This is a genomic window from Mycobacterium intracellulare ATCC 13950, from assembly GCF_000277125.1.
Classification (GTDB): domain Bacteria; phylum Actinomycetota; class Actinomycetes; order Mycobacteriales; family Mycobacteriaceae; genus Mycobacterium; species Mycobacterium intracellulare.
On record NC_016946.1, the window covers coordinates 4,873,201 to 4,886,727 of the forward strand.

Genomic DNA, 13,527 nt, shown 5'->3' on the forward strand with positions numbered 1-13,527 from the left:
CCTCAGGCCAGCCGCCGCAGCCGCGGCGCCAGGTCCTTCTCGAAGAGGTCCAGGAACCGGCGCTGGTCGTGACCGGGCGCGTGGAACACCAGGTGGTTGAGGCCCCACTTCACGTACTGGCCGACCTTTTCGACCGCCTCGTCGGGATCGGATGCCACGATCCAGCGCTTGGCGACCTGCTCGATCGGCAGCGCGTCGGCGGCCTTCTCCATCTCGATCGGGTCGTCGATGCTGTGCTTCTGTTCGGCGGTCAGCGACAGGGGCGCCCAGAACCGGGTGTTCTCCAGCGCCAGTTTGGGATCGGGGTCATAGGAGATCTTGATCTCGATCATCTTGTCGATGTCGTCGACGTTGCGGTCGTTGATCGCGGCGCCCTCCTTGACGGCGGGGATCAGCTTGTCCTTGTAGAGCTCCTCGCCCTTGCCGGAGGTGCAGATGAAGCCGTCGCCGGCGCGCCCCGCGTACTTGGCGACCGCGGGGCCCCCGGCCGCGACGTAGATCGGGACCCCGCCCTCGGGCACGTCGTAGATCGAGGCGCCCTTGAGCCGGTAGTACTCGCCGTCGAAGTCGACGCGGTCGCCGCGCCACAGCTCGCGCATCAACCGCACCGACTCGCGCAGCCTGGCGAACCGCTCCTTGAACTCTGGCCAGTCGCCCTCGTATCCCGTGGCGATCTCGTTCAGCGCCTCGCCGGTGCCGACCCCGAGGAAGATGCGGTCCGGGTACAGGCAGGCCATGGTGGCGAAGGCCTGCGCGATGACGGCGGGGTTGTAGCGGAAGGTCGGGGTGAGCACGGAGGTGCCCAGCGTGATCCGCTTCGTGCGTTCGCCGACCGCGGTCATCCAGGCCAGCGAGAACGGCGCGTGCCCGCCCTCGTGCCGCCACGGCTGGAAATGGTCACTGACCGTTGCGCTGTCCATGCCGTGACCTTCGGCGGCGACGGCAAGCTCGACGAGCTCGCGCGGTGCAAATTGTTCGGCGGACGCTTTGTATCCGAGTTTCAGTTCAGCCACGAGTTCTTTCTACTCCTGTGCTGATGGTCGCGACCCGCCGCGCCCGGCGAAACGCCGCGCTTGCGATCGCTCCTGTGCTGATGGTCGCGACCCGCCGCGCCCGGCTACGCCGCGCTTGCGATCGCTCCTGTGCTGACGGTCGCGACCCGCCGCGCCCGGCTACGCCGCGCGTCAGACCTACACTCGCGGGCATGGGACCGGCGCCAACTCTTGTTCAAGTCACCGACACGGTGCACCTCGCCCGGGGCGACGCCGTCAACTGGACGATCGTTGCCGACGACACCGGCGTGATGCTGATCGACGCTGGGTATCCGGGGGACCGCCCCGACGTGCTGGCGTCGCTGCGCGAGCTGGGCTTCGACGCCGGAGACGTGCGTGCCATCCTGCTCACCCACGCCCACATCGACCACCTGGGCTCGGCGATCTGGTTCGCCAACGAATACGGCACCGACGTGTATTGCCACGCCGACGAGGTGGGGCACGCCAAGCGCGAATACCTGGAGCAGGCCTCGGTTTTCGATGTCGCCGTTCGCATTTGGCGGCCGCGCTGGGCGGCGTGGGGGTTGCACGTGGTGCGCAGCGGCGGCCTGATCCGCGACGGCATCCCGTCGACGCGACCGCTGACCGCTGACGTGGCCGCCGGCCTGCCCGGGCATCCGATGGCCGTTTTCACCCCGGGGCACACCAGCGGGCACTGCTCGTACGTGGTCGACGGGGTCCTGGTCAGCGGCGACGCCCTGATCACCGGCCACCCCCTGCTCAAGCACGACGGGCCGCAGCTGCTGCCGGAGGTGTTCAGCCGAAGCCAGCAGAATTCGCTGCGCAGCCTGGACGCGTTGGCCCTGCTCGACACCGAGGTGTTGCTGCCGGGGCACGGCGCCGTGTGGCGCGGCCCGATCCGCGAGGCGACGGCCCGGGCCATCTCGCTGGCCGGCGGTTGATGGCCTCGGGCCAGATCATCGCCACGGAAACCACACCGGCCCCGTGAAGATCCTGATTGCCCTGAGATCCGTTGTGACGGTTGTCAACTCGATCGCCCCGGTCTGGGCGTCGGCGCCGGCTATGCCAGCCACTTCTCGAAGGCGATCGGGATGAACGGCCCCCAGGACGGCAGCGGGTCCGGCGCCACCCGGGCATAGCCCGTCGCGTCGTAGAGCGCCTCGGCCTCGGGCTGCCGATTGCCGGTGATCAAGTAGAGCCGCCGGTACCCGCGCGCCAGGGTCTCGGCCTCCAGCGCGGCCAGCAACGCCCGCGCATAGCCGCGGCGCCGATGGGCGGCGTCGGTCCAGATCCGCTTGAGTTCGGCGGTGTGGGCGTCGTAGCGGCGAAACGCGCCGCCGGTCACCGGCACGCCGCGCAGGACGCCGATCAACAACCCGCCGTCCGGCGGCGCCAGCTCGGCCTCCGGCACGGGCAGCCAGGACAGATGCGTGCTCGGCGTGCCGCCGTAGCGCTCCGCATACTCGACGGCCAACTCGGCCAACAGCGGTTGGGCCAGCGGATCGTCGTGGGTCGCCGAGACGAACCGCAACCGGCCATCTGGCGGAATGGATTCCGGCATCATCGAAAACTCAAACGCGTGTCGCGGTGACATATTCCGGGATGAACTCCGCGTCGCCGCGCCCGGTGCGCCGCCGCTTGCCCAGCCCCATGGTGCGCAGCAAGTCGGCGATGTCACGCCCGCGCGTTTCCCAGCCGTGGTCCGCCAAATACTCAGGGACATAGTGGTATTCGCCCGGATAGGTCAGGCTGGCCAGATCGACGTCGAGCCCGCGCCGCCGCCAGCCGTCGACGAAGGCGCGTTCGGCCCCCAGCTGCAACGGATTCCAGGTGGGCATGTGATCGGCGGCCAACCGGCTGCCGAGGGCGCTCGCCGCGGTGACGCCGCGCAGCAACCGGCTCTGCTCCTGGGGCGGCAGATACCCGACGAGCAACTGCTCGGCGACCCACACCGTGGGCTGGGCGGCGTCAAAACCCACCCGCCGCAACGCCGCCGGCCAATCGTCGCGCAGGTCGATGCCGACCGCGCATCGGTTGGTGGCCAAAGTGGCGTCCAGCCCCCGAAGCACGTCGGACTTGAAGTCGAGCACCTGCGGCCGATCGATCTCGTAGACCGTCGTCCCCCGCGGCCACCACAGCCGGTAGGCCCGGCTGTCCAGGCCCGACGCCAGGATCACCACCTGGCGAATGCCCGCCCGGCCCGCGTCGGCCAAAAATTCGTCGACGAAGCGGGTGTGCGCCGCCAGCGCGTCCATCAGCGCCGTCATCGCCGCGTCGTCGCCGTCGTCGGCCGCGAACGCGTGGTCCTTGATCGCCCGGGTGAGGTAGTCGATCCCGACCGCGCACAACAACGGCTCGGCGAACGGGTCGTTCAGCAGGCCCTTGTCGGTGGCCACGGCCCGCGCGGCGGCCCCGAACGTCGCGGTCACCTCCACATCGGCCGTCGGTGCCATCGCGCGCTCAGACGTCGGAGCGGCGCCGCAGGGTAAGCCCCACGGCCACTCGCCAGCCCAGCAACAACAACGCGGTGACCGCCGTCGCCACCACGACGAAACTGGCGGCCACGCCCGCAGACGTCGCCTTGCGCAGCACCATGCCGACGACGACGGTGGACAACCAGACGACGACCCCGGTGGGCGCCACCGCGGTGGGCCGCCGCCAGCCGCGTGCGGCCAGCCAACCGACCGCGGTGCCGGTGAGAAACGGCCACGCCGTCGTGGCGATGCCGGTGAGGTTGAGCCCTTCGTCGTGACTGCGGCGCCCCAGGGCGCAGAACACCAGCACGCCGACGACGTCCACGGCCAGCCAGCCCAGCCACCGGAGCCTAAGCATGCAGCGAGACTACCGGGGCAGAGCCTCGATCCTTGACCCGGCGGCCGCGGTGAACCTAGATTCGTCAGCGATGAATACCCATTCACCTGATGGCCTCGCGGTGGTGACCGGCGCCGGTTCCGGCATCGGCAGGGCGATCGCGCTCGGATTCGCCGCCCGCGGCGACCGCGTGGTGGCCGCGGACCTCGACGAGGCGGCGGCCTCGGCCACCGCCGGGGAACACCCCGACAAGATCACCGCGCTGCCGGTGGACGTGGCCGACCCGGATCAAGTCAACGCGCTGCGGGATCGCATCAACGCCGACCTCGGGGTGCCCAACATCGTCGTCAACGCCGCCGGATGGGACCGCACTGACCAATTCCTCAATGCCACGGCGGAATTCGCGCAGAAGGTGGTCGCGATCAACTACCTGGGGCCGGTGCATGTCTGCTCGGCGTTCCTGCCGGGGATGATCGAGACGCACGGCGGCGGGCGCGTGGTCAACCTGGCCAGTGACGCCGGCCGGGTGGGCAGCGCGGGCGAGAGCATCTACGCCGGCGCCAAGGGCGGGGTGATCGCCCTGACCAAGTCGCTGGCCCGCGAGATGGCGCGTCACCAGATCACGGTGAACTGCGTGTGCCCCGGACCGACCGACACGCCGCTGTTTCACGCGCAGCCCGAGAAGCTGAAGGAGGCGCTGGTCAAGGCGATCCCGTTCCGCCGCCTGGCCCGGCCCGACGAGGTCGCCGCGCCGGTGTTGTTCTTCGCGTCGGAAGCCGCCTCGTTCATCACCGGACAGGTGATCAGCGTCAGCGGCGGCCTGACGATGGCCGGCTAGTGGCAGGCTGACTCCTATGAGCACCAAGACGCCGCCCGCCTTCGACCGCTACGACCCGCTCGGCCTGGACGCCTCCCTGTCCGACGACGAACGCGCCGTGCGCGAGACCGTCCGGGAATTCTGCGCCGAGCACGTCCTGCCCCACGTCGCGGAGTGGTTCGAGATCGGCGACCTCCCGGTCCGCGAACTCGCCAAGGGGTTCGGCCAGCTGGGGCTGCTGGGCATGCACCTGGACGGGTACGGCTGCGGCGGGGCCTCCGCCGTGCACTACGGGCTGGCCTGCGTCGAGCTCGAGGCCGCCGACTCCGGCATTCGGTCGATGGTCTCGGTGCAGGGCTCGCTGGCGATGTTCGCGATTTGGAATTTCGGGTCCGAGGAGCAGAAGCAGGAATGGTTGCCGGGCATGGCCACCGGCGAGCTGCTCGGCTGCTTCGGGCTGACCGAGCCCGACGTCGGATCCGACCCCGCCGCGATGAAAACCCGTGCGCGACGGGATGGTTCGGACTGGGTGCTCACCGGCCGCAAGTTGTGGATCACCAACGGCTCGGTGGCCGACGTCGCGGTCGTGTGGGCCAACACCGACAACGGGGTCCGCGGTTTCATCGTGCCCACCAAGACGGCGGGCTTCAGCGCCAACACCATTCACCACAAGCTGTCGTTGCGGGCCTCGATCACCAGCGAGCTGGTGCTCGACGACGTGCGGCTGCCCGCCGAGGCGATGCTGCCCGAGGCCAAGGGGCTGCGCGGGCCGCTGTCGTGCCTGTCCGAGGCCCGGTACGGAATCATCTGGGGCTCCATGGGAGCCGCGCGCTCGGCCTGGCAGGCGGCCCTCGACTACGCCACGCAGCGCACCCAGTTCGGCCGCCCGATCGCCGGATTCCAGTTGACCCAGGCCAAACTCGTCGACATGGCCGTCGAACTGCACAAGGGCCAGCTGCTGTCGCTGCACCTCGGCCGCCTCAAGGACAGCGTGGGCCTGCGTCCCGAGCAGGTGAGCTTCGGCAAGCTGAACAACACCCGGGAGGCGATCGAGATCTGCCGGACCGCCCGAACGATACTGGGCGGCAACGGGATATCGCTGGAGTATCCCGTGATCCGGCACATGGTCAACCTGGAATCGGTGCTGACCTACGAGGGCACACCGGAGATGCATCAGCTGGTCCTCGGCCAGGCGTTCACCGGCAGCGACGCCTTCCGCTGATGAGCCGGTTGACCTACACGCACGAGCATCACCAGTTCCGGGAACTGGTACGGGATTTCGTGCGACAGACGGTCGCGCCCAACCACGAGAGCTGGGAACGCGACGGCCAGTGGGACCGCTCGCTGTTCATCGAGGCGGGCAAGCTTGGGCTGCTGGGCTTTTCGGTGCCCGAGCATCTCGGCGGCCCGGGGGTGGACGACTTCCGCTACAACGCGATCGTGATCGACGAGTTGCAGCGGGCCGGGGCGGCCGCGGAGGCCATCGCCTTCACGCTGCAAAACGACGTGGTGCTGCCCTATCTCACCGACTTGACGACCCCGGAGCAACAACAGCGCTGGCTGCCCGGCGTGGTCACCGGCGAGACCGTGCTCGGCATCGGGATGACCGAGCCCGGCACCGGCAGCGATCTGGCCGGGATCCGCACGACCGCGGTGCGAGACGGCGACGACTACGTCGTCAACGGCGCCAAGACGTTCATCTCCAACGGTCAGGTCGGGGACCTGTTCGTCATCGCCGTGCGCACCTCGCCGGATCGCCATCAGGGACTGTCGCTTCTGGTGGTCGACGCCGACACCCCGGGCTTTTCCCGCGGCCGCAACCTGGAGAAGATCGGCCTGCACGCCCAGGACACCAGCGAGCTCACCTTCACCGATATGCGGGTGCCGAAGGACAACCTGCTCGAATCAGAGGGCCGCGGCTTCTATCAGTTGATGAAGAACCTGCCCCAGGAGCGGCTCGCGCTCGGTGTCGGGGCGGTGGCCGCCGCGGAAACGATCCTGGCCGCAACCCTCGACTACGTCCGCGATCGCACGGCCTTTGGATCACCGATCGCCAGCTTCCAGCACAGCCAATTCGTGCTCGCCGAGTTGGCCACCGAAATCGACGTCGCGCGAACGTATCTCGACGACTGCCTCGCCGAGCACCTCGAGGGCGAGCTGACGGCCGCCCGGGCCGCCCGGCTGAAATGGTGGACCACCGACCTGCAGGTGCGCACCGCCGACCGCTGCCTGCAGTTGCACGGCGGGTACGGCTACATGCGCGAGTACAGCGTGGCGCGCGCGTTCGTCGACGCCCGCATCCAAACCATCTACGGCGGCACCAACGAGATCATGAAGACGATCATCGCCAAGGACCTGGGCCTGTAGGGACAGCCGATGGCCACCGACGTCGCCGACTACAGCGCCCTTCCCGCCGAGGAGGCGGTGCGCGCCGCCCGCGTCAGCTCGCGGCGCCGCCAGGTGCTCGATGCCGCGGTCAAAGTCATGGGCAGGACCGGGTTTCACCAGATGTCCATGCAGGACCTGGCCACCGAGGCTGAGGTCAGCGTCGGCCTGCTCTACAAATACTTCGGCGGCAAGGAAGACCTGCTGCTCGCCACGATCGTGCGCATCCTCGACGCGTTCCGCGATCAGCTGGCGCCGGTCATCGCCGCCGCCGGCGACGACGTCGTGGACCAGCTGACCGTGGGGGTCCGACGCTACATCCAGATCGTCGACGAGAACCTCGACGGCGTGGTCCTGACCTACCGGGAGAGCCGAACCCTCGGGGCGCCCGGCCGCACCCAGATCAAGGACCTCGAAATCGCCACGGCCGCACCGCTGCGCGCGGTGATCGAGGCCGGCGTCGCCCAGGGCGTCTTCCGCGGGGTCGACGTCGACCTCACCGTGTTCGACATCATGCTGCTCGCCCATGGCTGGGCGCTCAAGCACTGGCACTTCGGGCCGACCTACACCCTCGACGAATACATCGCGTTGCAGATCGGCCACGTGCTGGGCGGATTGATCGCCGACGACCGCCGCGTCGACTACGCGCACGTGCTGGAATGAGGGGCATGGGAGTCACCGCACGCCGCGTCCGCGGCACGATCGCCTTGTTGGCCCTGGGAGCCGCCGCCGGCGTGCCCGCGGCGGGCGCCGATCCGGCCGCGGCGCTGCCCCCGATGGCGTCCAGCGGCAGCGGGCCGATCATCGGCGCGGGCTCCGCGGCGGCGCAGGGAATCGCCCAGCAGCTCTTCAGCTTTGGCAATCCTAACGTCGTGCAGGAGGTCGACGGCTCGGACGCGGCGCAGTTCATCACGTCCGCGGCGGGAGCCGCTAACCCGCAACTCGCGGGGCCCTTCTCGCTGCTGCGCCGGGCGTTGGCGTGCCAGACCGACAATTCGGGATTCGGGGCGCGCGCCTATCGGCGCAGCGACGGGCAGTGGGGCGGAGCGATGCTGGTTGCGGCCAAGAGCGCGACGCCGAGCCTCGACGGCCTGGTGGGCTGCGTGAAGACCAATTGGCGAAGGACCGCCGCGGGCGGCGAAACCGCCATGTGCAACAACGGCTGGACCACGCCGACGTCCTACGACAGCCGCCGCGGCGAGACCTATTACATCCTGCTCGCCGGCACCGCCGCCGACTTCTGCAGCGACCTCAACGCCAAGTACAAGAGCGACGCCAGCGCGTGGCCGTTCTGAGCGGCCGCGATGCCCTCCCACCCGTCGCTGAAACAAATTGCCATCCCGACGGTTTCGCCGCGCGTCGGGCGGCGCGAGCTCGGGACCTATTTGAATTCATATCCAATTTGCGCAGCCACGCCGGCGAGCGGCGGGTAAATAGCGATCCAATATAGCCGCGACATAGGCCCCGCGCAGGATAATTCCCATTCACCGGGCCACCGGATTTTGCTGAATTCCGTTCGCGGCCAGGCGGATGGATCCGAGCTGGGTTCGTCGGTCATCCGTTTGACGAATTCGTCGGAAATATTCGCGAAATCGCTTATCTGCGAGCGATTGACAACGTAAGCTCGCCGACATCGGGCCTTAGAATGTCGTCTCCCAGACGTAGGGGGTTCTAATGTCACGTCGTACTAGCAAAATCGTCGTCGCCGTGGTGCTGGCTTTCGCAGCGCCAATGACCTCGGCATGCACGATTCCGCTCGTTATCGACTGTGGACCCGGTTTGACCTGCACCGGATAGCGGTAACCGAACGGACCCCGAGCTCAATTGGGGCCCGTTCACTCACATCACGCTTCGCGTAGCGAAGAGCACAAGGTGATCGGCCGGGGCCACAGCATGCCCTGATGCGCGCCGCGGCCCCGGCCGGGATCCGTTACCACACACGCTATTTCGGGTTATGGCGTCCGTAGAGGCGTCGAGATCGGCTTGGCCGCACGCATTTTCGGCCTCTTCGACTTCTGCTGTTGGCCCGGTGGCTCCGACGCGCCGCGCATCCGCGCGCACGTCGGCCTCGCCTTTCGTGGGTGCGGCGTCGTACGGTGGAGGCATGTCGCGCCATCGTGTGGTCATCATCGGAAGCGGTTTCGGCGGGTTGACCGCGGCAAAGGCGCTCAAACGCGCCCCCAAGGGCACCGAAGTCGAGGTCACCGTGATCTCGAAGACGACAACGCACCTCTTCCAGCCGCTGCTGTATCAGGTGGCCACAGGCATCCTGTCCGAAGGCGACATCGCGCCGACCACCAGACTGATCCTGCGCCGGCAGCGCAACGTCCGGGTGCTGTGGGGCGAAGTCTCCGCCATCGACCTCACCGCCAAGACGGTCACATCGCACCTGATGGGCATGGAGACGGTGACGCCCTACGACAGCCTGATCGTGGCCGCCGGCGCACAGCAGTCCTACTTCGGCCACGACGAGTACGCCGCCTTCGCGCCCGGGATGAAGAGCATCGACGACGCCCTCGAGCTGCGCGGCCGCATCCTCGGCGCCTTCGAGGCCGCCGAGGTCGCCACCGACCCGGCCGAGCGCAAACGCCGCCTGACCTTCGTGGTGGTCGGCGCCGGGCCCACCGGCGTCGAGCTGGCCGGCGAGATCGTCCAGCTGGCCGAGCGCACCCTGGCCGGCGCGTTCCGGACGATCACCCCCAGCGAATGCCGCGTCATCCTGCTCGACGCGGCGCCCGCGGTGTTGCCGCCGATGGGCACCAAGCTGGGCCTCAAGGCCCAGCGGCGGCTGGAAAAGATGGACGTCGAGGTCCAGCTCAACGCGATGGTGACCGCGGTCGACTACATGGGCATCACGATCAAGGAGAAGGACGGCGGCGAGCGCCGCATCGAATGCGCGTGCAAGGTGTGGGCGGCCGGGGTGCAGGCCAGCTCGCTGGGCGCGATGCTCGCCGAACAGTCCGACGGAACCGAAACCGACCGTGCCGGAAGGGTGATCGTCGAACCCGACCTCACCGTCAAGGGGCACCCGTACGTGTTCGTCGTCGGCGACCTGATGTCGGTGCCCGGCGTGCCCGGGATGGCGCAGGGCGCGATCCAGGGCGCGAAATACGCCGCCACCGTCATCAAGCACGCGCTCAAGGGTGAGGACAATCCCGCCGACCGCAAGCCCTTCCGGTACGTGAACAAGGGCAGCATGGCGCTCATCTCCCGCTACAGTGCCGTCGCGCAGGTCGGCAAGGTGGAATTCGCCGGGTTCTTCGCCTGGCTGGCGTGGCTGGTGCTGCACCTGTACTACCTCATCGGCCACCGGAATCGACTGGCCGCCATGTTCGCCTGGGGGATCTCGTTCCTGGGCCGCACCCGCGGCCAGATGGCCATCACCAGCCAGATGATCTACGCCCGGCCGCTGGTGAACTGGGTGGAGCAGCAGGCCGCCGAAGGCACGCTCGCGGCCGCCGAGCGCGCCGAGACGGCCGAGCAGAAGGCGGCCGGCTAGCTCAGAGCCCGATCGATGTCGGCGATCAGGTCGTCGGTGCCTTCGAGGCCGACGGAGATGCGGACCACGCCGTCGCCGAGCCCGATCGCCGCGCGGCCCTCCGGGCCCATCGCCCGGTGAGTGGTGGTCGCGGGATGTGTGACAAGGGATTTGGCGTCGCCGAGGTTGTTGGAGATGTCGATCAGCGTCAACTTGTCCAGCACCTCGAAAGCCCGCTGTTTGGCCCTGCTGTCCGGGCAGTCGAGCGCGAAGGTGATCACCGTTCCGCCGCCCGACATCTGGCGCTTGGCCAGGTCGTATTGCGGGTGTGAGGACAGATAGGGGTAGCGCACCCAGCTCACCGCCGGATGGGTCTCGAGGAATTCGGCGATCCGGTACGCCGAGGAATTGCTGTGCTCGACCCGGATGGCCATCGTCTCAAGACCTTTCAGCAACACCCAGGCGTTGAACGCGCTCATCGCCGGGCCGGTGTGCCGCATCAGTTTCTGCACCGGGCCGTCGATGTACTCCTTGTCGCCGAGGATGGCCCCGCCCAGCACCCGGCCCTGGCCGTCGATGTGCTTGGTGCCCGAGTACACCACCACGTCGACGCCGAGCGGAACGCCCTGCTGCAGCAGCGGTGTGGCGAAAACGTTGTCCAGCACCACCTTTGCGCCCGCGGCGTGGGCCAGCTCGGTCACCGCGGCGATGTCCACCAGCGACTGCATCGGATTCGACGGCGTTTCGAAGAACACCGCCGTGGTGGGCACCGACAACGCCTGTTCCCACTGGGACAGGTCGTCGCCGTCGACGAAGACGGTTTCGACACCCCAGCGCGGCAGGATCTCGTTGCACACCACGAAACACGAGCCGAACAGGCTGCGCGACGCGACCAACCGGTCCCCCGCGCCCAGCAGCGCGCCCAGTGACGTGAACACCGCCGCCATGCCGCTCGCGGTGGCAAACGCCGCCGGTGCCCCTTCGAGCAGGCGCAGCCGCTCCTCGAACATCGTCACGGTCGGGTTGCCGTACCGCGAGTAGACGAAGCGGTCGACCTCGCCGGTGAACGACTGCTCGGCGACCGCCGCGGTTTCGTAGACGTAGCCCGACGTCAGGTACAGCGCCTCGGCGGTCTCGTCGAACCCCGAGCGCAGCAGCCCACCGCGCACGCCGATGGTCGCCTGGCTGACGCCTTCGGGCAACGGTGCGGGAGTGCGAACCGAGTCGTGATCGGCGGGCGTCATGCCCGGATCAACCTTGCTTCCAAGGCAATCCGATCGCCCGCCAGCCCGACTCGCCGCGATGACCGTTGGCGTCCAGCTGGCCCTCGAAGCCGTCCAGGATGTTGTAGGCCGGCGTGATGCCCAGCTGGGTCGCCACCTCGGCGGCGCCGATGGAGCGGTTTCCGGAGCGACACAAAAACAGCACCGGGCGATCCGCGTCGGTTTCGGCCGGCGCCACCTGCTCGCGCAGCTGGTCGGCGAAGTTCGCGTTGGGCCTGCCGTCGGAGGAATTCCACTCTAGGAACAGCACCTCGCGGCCGAGGCTGGACAGATCGGGCACCCCGACGAATCGCCATTCGGCGTCGGTGCGCACGTCGACCAGCACGGCGTTCGGATTGTCGCTGAGCAGTTTCCATGCCTCCAGGGGCGAGATGTCGCCCGCGTAGGAGTGTCCGCGCTCTGTGCTCATGCTCGTATTCCCTCGTCCTTCGTACGCATCGTCAGCCACCCCGGCGAGATTGCCCCCCGCGCGGCGCTACCTGACCTGCGATCGTATCGAGACCGGCGCCGCGCGCATCTCGGGGCTCAGCCGCGGGGCGCCGGGGCGGCCAGCCGTTCGGCGGCCTGGCCGGCGCGCTCGCGGGCCGCCGTCACCTCCGGCGCGGTCGCCAACGCCCGGAACCCGCTCCCGGAGACGCGCAGGTCGCTCTCCGGCACGCTCAGCGCGCCGATCAACGCGGCGGGGTCATGGGGATCGGCCGGGCCCGCCACCCGGGCGGCGGCCGGCGACACCATCATGGTGTCCACCGGCAGGCCCAGGATGGTGCGGGCCTGCAGCTCGAACGCCGAAAGTCGCTGGCTGCGCAGGGTCACCCAGGCGCTGTCGGCCGGGCGCGACGTGACGTCGGCGAAGTACACCTCGTCGCCGTTGACCATCAATTCGACCCCGAACACGCCGCGCCCGCCCAGCGCCTTGACGATCCGCGCGGCGATCGACCTCGCGGCGTCCGTCGCGGCCGCGCTCATCTTCTGGGGCTGCCAGGATTCCAGCACCTGCCCGTCGGACCCGCGGTGCCCGATGGGTGAGCAGAATTCGATGGCCGGCCCCGACGGGCCCTCGCTGCGCACCGCCAGCAGGGTCACGTAGAACTCGACCTCGACCACGGTTTCGGCCAGCACCCGGGCGGAGGACTGGTCGCCCACCGCGCGGCGCCAGGCGGGTTCGATGTCCTCGCGGCGCGCCACCACCGACTGCCGCTGCCCGGTCGGCCCGGCCACCGGCTTGACCAGCAGCGGGTACCCGGCGTGCGCGCCGACCGCCTCGAGTTCGCCCAGCGATCCGACGAACCAGAACGGCGCGGTGGGCAGCCCCAGCTCGTCGGCGGCCAGCCGGCGCAGCCCTTCGCGGTCGGCGGTGAGCCGCATGGCGCGGGCGCTGGGCACCAGCTCGCCGTCGAGGGCGTCGAGGGCCCCGGTGGCGACCGCGTCGGTGATGGTGACGACGAGGGTGGGTTGCAGCCGCCCGACCGCCTGCGCCAGCTCGTCGGCGTCGGTCATGTCGAGCACCAGCGCCTGGTCGGCGACCCCGTGCGCCGGCGCGTGGGGGTGCCGGTCGGCGGCGATCACCCGGGCCCCGAGGCGTCCCAGGGCGATCGCCAGCTCCCGGCTGATCTCGCCGGAACCCAGCAGCAGCACCGTCGGGCGCGCGTCGGTGGGGGCCGGTGGGGGCACGACGAGCGCCGTCGTCTCGTCGTCGCGTCCGTCCGTCACGCCGTCAGTCACGGCTCAAGGATAGGTCGG

Annotated in this window: 14 protein-coding genes; 7 read left to right on the forward strand and 7 right to left on the reverse strand. The window is 69.2% G+C overall.

Features of this window, described 5'->3' with window-relative positions; genetic code table 11:
• Positions 1-2: 2 nt before the first annotated feature.
• Positions 3-1,013: a glucose-6-phosphate dehydrogenase (coenzyme-F420) gene (gene fgd, locus OCU_RS47550; protein WP_008261452.1), complete on the reverse strand. Its 1,011-nt coding sequence runs from the start codon at positions 1,011-1,013 to the stop codon at positions 3-5.
• A 191-nt stretch (positions 1,014-1,204) separates the two neighbouring features.
• Between fgd and OCU_RS47555 the strand changes: the two genes are divergently transcribed.
• Positions 1,205-1,954, forward strand: coding sequence for an MBL fold metallo-hydrolase (locus tag OCU_RS47555; RefSeq protein ID WP_014381291.1), 750 nt, complete (start codon positions 1,205-1,207; stop codon positions 1,952-1,954).
• 119 nt (positions 1,955-2,073) lie between these two features.
• Here OCU_RS47555 and OCU_RS47560 read toward each other — a convergent pair whose 3' ends face one another.
• From OCU_RS47560 to OCU_RS47570, 3 genes are read right to left on the reverse strand one after another with little or no spacing between them, the layout of a single operon-like run.
• Positions 2,074-2,577: a GNAT family N-acetyltransferase gene (locus OCU_RS47560; protein ID WP_029384028.1), complete on the reverse strand. Its 504-nt coding sequence runs from the start codon at positions 2,575-2,577 to the stop codon at positions 2,074-2,076.
• 7 nt (positions 2,578-2,584) lie between these two features.
• Positions 2,585-3,466 (reverse strand): SAM-dependent methyltransferase, encoded by an 882-nt coding sequence (locus tag OCU_RS47565; RefSeq protein ID WP_009952479.1) that lies wholly within the window; start codon positions 3,464-3,466, stop codon positions 2,585-2,587.
• 7 nt (positions 3,467-3,473) lie between these two features.
• Positions 3,474-3,845: a DUF3054 domain-containing protein gene (locus tag OCU_RS47570; protein WP_008261460.1), complete on the reverse strand. Its 372-nt coding sequence runs from the start codon at positions 3,843-3,845 to the stop codon at positions 3,474-3,476.
• 70 nt (positions 3,846-3,915) lie between these two features.
• Here OCU_RS47570 and OCU_RS47575 point away from each other — a divergent pair, with 70 nt between their 5' ends.
• The 6 genes from OCU_RS47575 (at position 3,916) to OCU_RS47600 (ending at position 10,525) form a co-directional block, all read left to right on the forward strand.
• Positions 3,916-4,662 (forward strand): SDR family NAD(P)-dependent oxidoreductase, encoded by a 747-nt coding sequence (locus tag OCU_RS47575; protein WP_014381293.1) that lies wholly within the window; start codon positions 3,916-3,918, stop codon positions 4,660-4,662.
• 16 nt (positions 4,663-4,678) lie between these two features.
• Complete coding sequence (locus OCU_RS47580) at positions 4,679-5,863, forward strand: acyl-CoA dehydrogenase (RefSeq protein ID WP_009952483.1); 1,185 nt, start codon at positions 4,679-4,681, stop codon at positions 5,861-5,863.
• Entirely contained in the window at positions 5,863-7,008 is a 1,146-nt protein-coding gene (locus tag OCU_RS47585; RefSeq protein ID WP_009952484.1) for an acyl-CoA dehydrogenase family protein, read from the forward strand. Before OCU_RS47580 ends, OCU_RS47585 begins: the two co-directional genes overlap by 1 nt.
• A gap of 9 nt (positions 7,009-7,017) precedes the next feature.
• The gene (locus OCU_RS47590) at positions 7,018-7,689 is read left to right on the forward strand and encodes a TetR/AcrR family transcriptional regulator (RefSeq protein WP_009952485.1); all 672 of its coding nucleotides are present in this window, start codon (positions 7,018-7,020) and stop codon (positions 7,687-7,689) included.
• Positions 7,690-7,694: 5 nt separating this feature from the next.
• Positions 7,695-8,321: a hypothetical protein gene (locus OCU_RS47595; protein WP_014381294.1), complete on the forward strand. Its 627-nt coding sequence runs from the start codon at positions 7,695-7,697 to the stop codon at positions 8,319-8,321.
• Between the two features lie 809 nt (positions 8,322-9,130).
• A complete protein-coding gene (locus OCU_RS47600; RefSeq protein ID WP_009952488.1) occupies positions 9,131-10,525 on the forward strand; it encodes an NAD(P)/FAD-dependent oxidoreductase in 1,395 nt (464 codons plus the stop codon).
• Here the strand turns inward: OCU_RS47600 and OCU_RS47605 are convergent.
• The 3 genes from OCU_RS47605 to purT all read right to left on the reverse strand — a co-directional run bounded on the left by OCU_RS47605 (position 10,522) and on the right by purT (position 13,509).
• Positions 10,522-11,748, reverse strand: coding sequence for an O-succinylhomoserine sulfhydrylase (locus OCU_RS47605; protein ID WP_009952489.1), 1,227 nt, complete (start codon positions 11,746-11,748; stop codon positions 10,522-10,524). The two genes, OCU_RS47600 and OCU_RS47605, sit on opposite strands and share 4 nt — an antisense overlap.
• Positions 11,749-11,755: 7 nt before the next feature.
• A complete protein-coding gene (locus OCU_RS47610) occupies positions 11,756-12,196 on the reverse strand; it encodes a rhodanese-like domain-containing protein (RefSeq protein ID WP_008261475.1) in 441 nt (146 codons plus the stop codon).
• Positions 12,197-12,312: 116 nt separating this feature from the next.
• On the reverse strand, positions 12,313-13,509 hold the full coding sequence (gene purT / locus OCU_RS47615) for a formate-dependent phosphoribosylglycinamide formyltransferase (RefSeq protein ID WP_014381298.1): 1,197 nt from the start codon (positions 13,507-13,509) through the stop codon (positions 12,313-12,315).
• Between the last annotated feature and the right edge of the window lie 18 nt (positions 13,510-13,527).

Excerpts from the sequence above, each read along its gene's own strand:
- OCU_RS47600 (WP_009952488.1), top strand. The coding sequence starts at position 9,131 with ATGTCGCGCCATCGTGTGGTCATCATCGGAAGCGGTTTCGGCGGGTTG.
- OCU_RS47585 (WP_009952484.1), top strand. The coding sequence starts at position 5,863 with ATGAGCCGGTTGACCTACACGCACGAGCATCACCAGTTCCGGGAACTG.
- OCU_RS47595 (WP_014381294.1), top strand. The coding sequence starts at position 7,695 with ATGGGAGTCACCGCACGCCGCGTCCGCGGCACGATCGCCTTGTTGGCC.
- OCU_RS47590 (WP_009952485.1), top strand. The coding sequence starts at position 7,018 with ATGGCCACCGACGTCGCCGACTACAGCGCCCTTCCCGCCGAGGAGGCG.
- OCU_RS47560 (WP_029384028.1), bottom strand. The coding sequence starts at position 2,577 with ATGATGCCGGAATCCATTCCGCCAGATGGCCGGTTGCGGTTCGTCTCG.
- OCU_RS47610 (WP_008261475.1), bottom strand. The coding sequence starts at position 12,196 with ATGAGCACAGAGCGCGGACACTCCTACGCGGGCGACATCTCGCCCCTG.
- OCU_RS47565 (WP_009952479.1), bottom strand. The coding sequence starts at position 3,466 with ATGGCACCGACGGCCGATGTGGAGGTGACCGCGACGTTCGGGGCCGCC.
- OCU_RS47580 (WP_009952483.1), top strand. The coding sequence starts at position 4,679 with ATGAGCACCAAGACGCCGCCCGCCTTCGACCGCTACGACCCGCTCGGC.
- OCU_RS47575 (WP_014381293.1), top strand. The coding sequence starts at position 3,916 with ATGAATACCCATTCACCTGATGGCCTCGCGGTGGTGACCGGCGCCGGT.
- OCU_RS47555 (WP_014381291.1), top strand. The coding sequence starts at position 1,205 with ATGGGACCGGCGCCAACTCTTGTTCAAGTCACCGACACGGTGCACCTC.
- OCU_RS47570 (WP_008261460.1), bottom strand. The coding sequence starts at position 3,845 with ATGCTTAGGCTCCGGTGGCTGGGCTGGCTGGCCGTGGACGTCGTCGGC.
- OCU_RS47605 (WP_009952489.1), bottom strand. The coding sequence starts at position 11,748 with ATGACGCCCGCCGATCACGACTCGGTTCGCACTCCCGCACCGTTGCCC.